The following is a 3,499-nucleotide window of genomic DNA, read 5'->3' as shown; positions in this document are numbered from 1 at the left end:
AGCGCCATCACGCCCGCCACGCGGGAGGTGGGCACGGTGTCGGCGGCCAGGCCGAAGATGTTGGTGGAGAAGCCCTGGTGGGCGAACAGGGCCAGCCCGATGATCAGCGCCGCCACGATTGCGCCGGGGGCCTGCATGGCCAGCGGGATTGGCAGGATGAGCACGGCGTAGAAGAGCATGCTCGATTTGCGGGCGCGGTTTACGGTCATGCCGCGCCGCAGCAGCGCCGGGAACAGGAAGCCGGAGCTTAAGGCGCCCAGCCCGGCCAGGGTGAAGATGATCGCGGTGGGCACGCCGATTTGGCCTTGGGACAGGCCGAAGGTCTTGGCGAGGAAATCGGGCGACCAGAACAGCACGAACCACCACACGCAATCGGTGAAGGCCTTGGCGCCAACGATGGTCCAGGTGCGGTGGTCTTTCAGCAGCTCGCTCCAATTGCCGTCCAATGCGGCCTTCTTGGCCACCGCCACTGGCACCAGCCGGCGCGTGCCGACAATCCAGAATGCCAGCCAGACAAAGCCCAATGCGCCGGTAACAACGAACGCCGATTTCCAGCCAAAGGCCAGCGCCAGCGGCGGAATCAGCAGCGGGGTGAGGATGGCGCCGATGTTGGGCGCGGTGTTGACCAGCCCCAGCCCCAGGCTGCGCTGCGTGAGCGGCAGGTAGGTGGCGGCGGCCTTTACCGCGGCGGGCGTGTTGACGCTTTCGGCCACCGCCAGCACGCTGCGCGCCACCACGAATTGCCCGACATTGGCGGCGGCGGCGTGGGCCATGCCGGCGGCGCTCCAGACGGCAACGGCGACGCCGTACGCCAGCCGCACGCCGAACTTGTCCACGAACCAGCCCACCGCCAGCAGCGCAAACGCCGCCGACAATTGAAACACGCTGCCAAGATGGGCAAATTCCTGATCGGTCCAGCCGAATTCCACCTCAAGCGTCGGCTTGAGCAGCGCCAGCACCTGCCGATCGACATAGTTCAGCGCAGTGCCGACAAACAGCAGCGTGATCAGCATGCGGCGGGCGCCGGCATCGGTGGCTCGCTCGGTCTGCATGTCCCCCCCTTTTATTTTCTAAAAATCCAGCTTGTCGTAATGCAGCGGCGGCGGCAGGCCCTCCAGCCGCTCGGCCAGCAAGGGCCGAAACGTGGGCCGCGATTTGATCGCCGAATACCAGGTGCGCGCCGGATCATGGCCATCCCATTCCAGCCCGCCCAGATAATCGGCGACCGACAGATGCGCGGCAGCGGCAATATCGGCCAGACCAAACTGCCCGCCGCCCAACCAGGCGCGCTGTTCCAGCAGGAAATCGATATATTCCAGATGCATATCGGCGTTGCGGCTGGCCTGGCGGATGATGCTGCCATCCGGTGCACCCTTGATCACCGCCCGCTTGTACATGCGCTCGCCCAGCAGCGGCGCGCCGACTTCGGCGTAGAATTTCTGATCGAACCACGCCAGCAAGCGGCGCGTTTCGGCGCGGGCTTCGGGTGTGCTGCCCAGCAGCGGCGTGCGGTCCAGCGTTTCTTCGAAATGTTCGACGATGGCAGCGGAATCGACCAGCACCAGCCCGCCCTGCAGCAGCACCGGGGTTTGCCCGGCCGGATTGAGCGCGGTGAACGCCGCGCGCTTTTCCCACGGCAATTCCTGCACCAGATCGTGGGTGACGCCCTTTACCGCCAGCGCAAAGCGCACTTTGCGGCTGAACGGGCACAAGATGAAATGATGAAGCCGCCACATGCTGCACCCTGTCATAGCCATGTTTGCCCGCTTGAAAAGGTCGCAGGCAGTGGCGCTCGGTTATTGCAAACCATTGGCCAACAATGATGCAGCGGTGCGGCGCTGCGCGGCGCTTGGAAGCCGCTGCAACGCTTGGCGTGAGCGGCGGCGGCGCTCGACCTCAGGCCGCGTCGAAGCCCATTTCGATCCGATCAGCTTCGAGAAGCTCTATGTCGAACAGCGCGGCAAAATATTGTTCAAGAAGGGCTGATCACGGCTTGGCGGCTTTCAGGGCCGCCAGTTCGTTTTCCAGCTCGTTGATGCGCAGCGCCTGCCGCACGACGATATCCTGCAACGCCGCTGTTTGCGCCATCTCCGGTGCAGCGGGGGCGGCAGGGGATTCTGGCGGTGCCGGTTTGGCCGTCGGCGTCACGATTTCGGCGTCCACCATGCCGTCACGGTCACGGAAAATGCCGGCCTCGCGCGCCTTGCGGATCAGCGGCGCGGCCGACACGGCAAGCTGCATCAGGCTTTCGATCAGCGGGTCATTGCTCTTGGCCATCGTTCATCCTTCAAAACCGGCGCTTCAACTGTCTTAGCTGAATATAGCAGCGAAGGCGCCGGTTTCAAGGCCTGCTTATTCGGCCGCGATGCTGCCCGGATTGTCGTCCAGCGGCTGCGCCAGCCGGCTGAGCATTTCCTTCGGGCAGACCTGCCAGATGCGGGTGCGGGTGCGGTCCCATTCCGCCAGCAGGCCGGTCGCCCATTTCGATCCGGTTTCGCTGGCATGTTCGGCGATGAGATCGTGGACAACCCCTTCCCAGTGCGCCGATGCCAGCCGCTGCACCACCACCGTCTCGTGGTTGACCAGCCGTTCAAAGCCGCCATCCTGATCATAAACAAAGGCCATGCCGCCCGACATGCCAGCCCCGAAATTGGCGCCAGTCTTGCCGAGGATCACGGCCGTGCCGCCGGTCATATATTCACAGCCGTTGGCGCCGCAGCCTTCGACAACGGTGGTGGCACCGCTGTTGCGCACCGCAAAGCGTTCGCCGGCGCGCCCGGCAGCAAACAGCCGGCCAGCGGTGGCGCCATAAAGCACGGTGTTGCCGATGATGGCATTGTCCTGGCTGACCAGCAGCGACGACGGGAACGGCCGCACCACGATGGTGGCGCCCGACAGGCCCTTGCCGACATAGTCATTGGCCTCGCCAAACACCTCCAGCTTGACGCCCTGCACCGCAAACGCACCGAGCGATTGCCCGGCCGAACCGCGCAGGCGGACATGAACATGCCCCGGCTGCAGGCCCTTCATGCCAAAGCGCCGGGTGATTTCGCCCGAAAGCCGCGTGCCCACCGCCCGGTGCGTGTTGCGCACCGTGTAGGCCAGCTGCATTTTCTCGCCGCGTTCGAACAGATGCGCAGCGTCGCGCAGCATGTCGGCATCCAGGCTGTCCGGCACCTCGTTGCGGCCATTGCCCAGGCCCCAGCGCCGCTGATGGTCCGGCGCATCGACCTTGGCGAGGATCGGATTGAGATCCAGATCATCAAGATGCTCAGCGCCGCGATTGACCTGACGCAGCAATTCGGTGCGCCCGATCACCTCATCCAGGCTGCGGCAGCCAAGCCGCGCCAGGATCTCGCGCACCTCTTCGGCGATGAAGCTCATCAGGTTGATGACCTTTTCCGGCGTGCCAACGAATTTCTGGCGCAGCGCATCGTCCTGGGTGCACACGCCCACCGGGCAGGTGTTGCTGTGGCACTGGCGCACCATGATGCAGCCC

Annotated in this window: 5 protein-coding genes; 1 reads left to right on the top strand and 4 read right to left on the bottom strand. The window is 64.8% G+C overall.

From position 1 onward, the window contains the following. On the bottom strand, window positions 1-1,052 hold a 1,052-nt coding region (locus ABWP50_RS13290; RefSeq protein WP_353218467.1), incomplete at its 3' end, for an MFS transporter. Window positions 1,053-1,070: 18 nt separating this feature from the next. Then, a complete protein-coding gene (locus ABWP50_RS13285) occupies window positions 1,071-1,736 on the bottom strand; it encodes a glutathione S-transferase family protein (RefSeq protein ID WP_353218466.1) in 666 nt (221 codons plus the stop codon). Between the two features lie 73 nt (window positions 1,737-1,809). On the opposite strand from ABWP50_RS13285, the gene ABWP50_RS13280 reads away from it, so the two are divergent. Continuing rightward, window positions 1,810-1,986 carry a hypothetical protein gene (locus ABWP50_RS13280; protein ID WP_353218465.1) on the top strand — a complete coding sequence of 59 codons (177 nt, stop codon included), beginning with the start codon at window positions 1,810-1,812 and terminating at the stop codon, window positions 1,984-1,986. Here the strand turns inward: ABWP50_RS13280 and ABWP50_RS13275 are convergent, their stop codons facing one another. After that, window positions 1,987-2,277: a hypothetical protein gene (locus tag ABWP50_RS13275; RefSeq protein WP_353218464.1), complete on the bottom strand. Its 291-nt coding sequence runs from the start codon at window positions 2,275-2,277 to the stop codon at window positions 1,987-1,989. A gap of 75 nt (window positions 2,278-2,352) precedes the next feature. After that, a partial coding sequence (locus ABWP50_RS13270) for a GltB/FmdC/FwdC-like GXGXG domain-containing protein (RefSeq protein ID WP_353218463.1) occupies window positions 2,353-3,499 on the bottom strand: 1,147 nt, incomplete at its 5' end.

The organism is Sandarakinorhabdus sp. (genome assembly GCF_040398645.1).
Taxonomy (GTDB): domain Bacteria; phylum Pseudomonadota; class Alphaproteobacteria; order Sphingomonadales; family Sphingomonadaceae; genus Sandarakinorhabdus.
The sequence above is the reverse complement of the archived record's forward strand: the minus strand, read 5'-3'. Positions and strand labels throughout refer to the sequence as shown.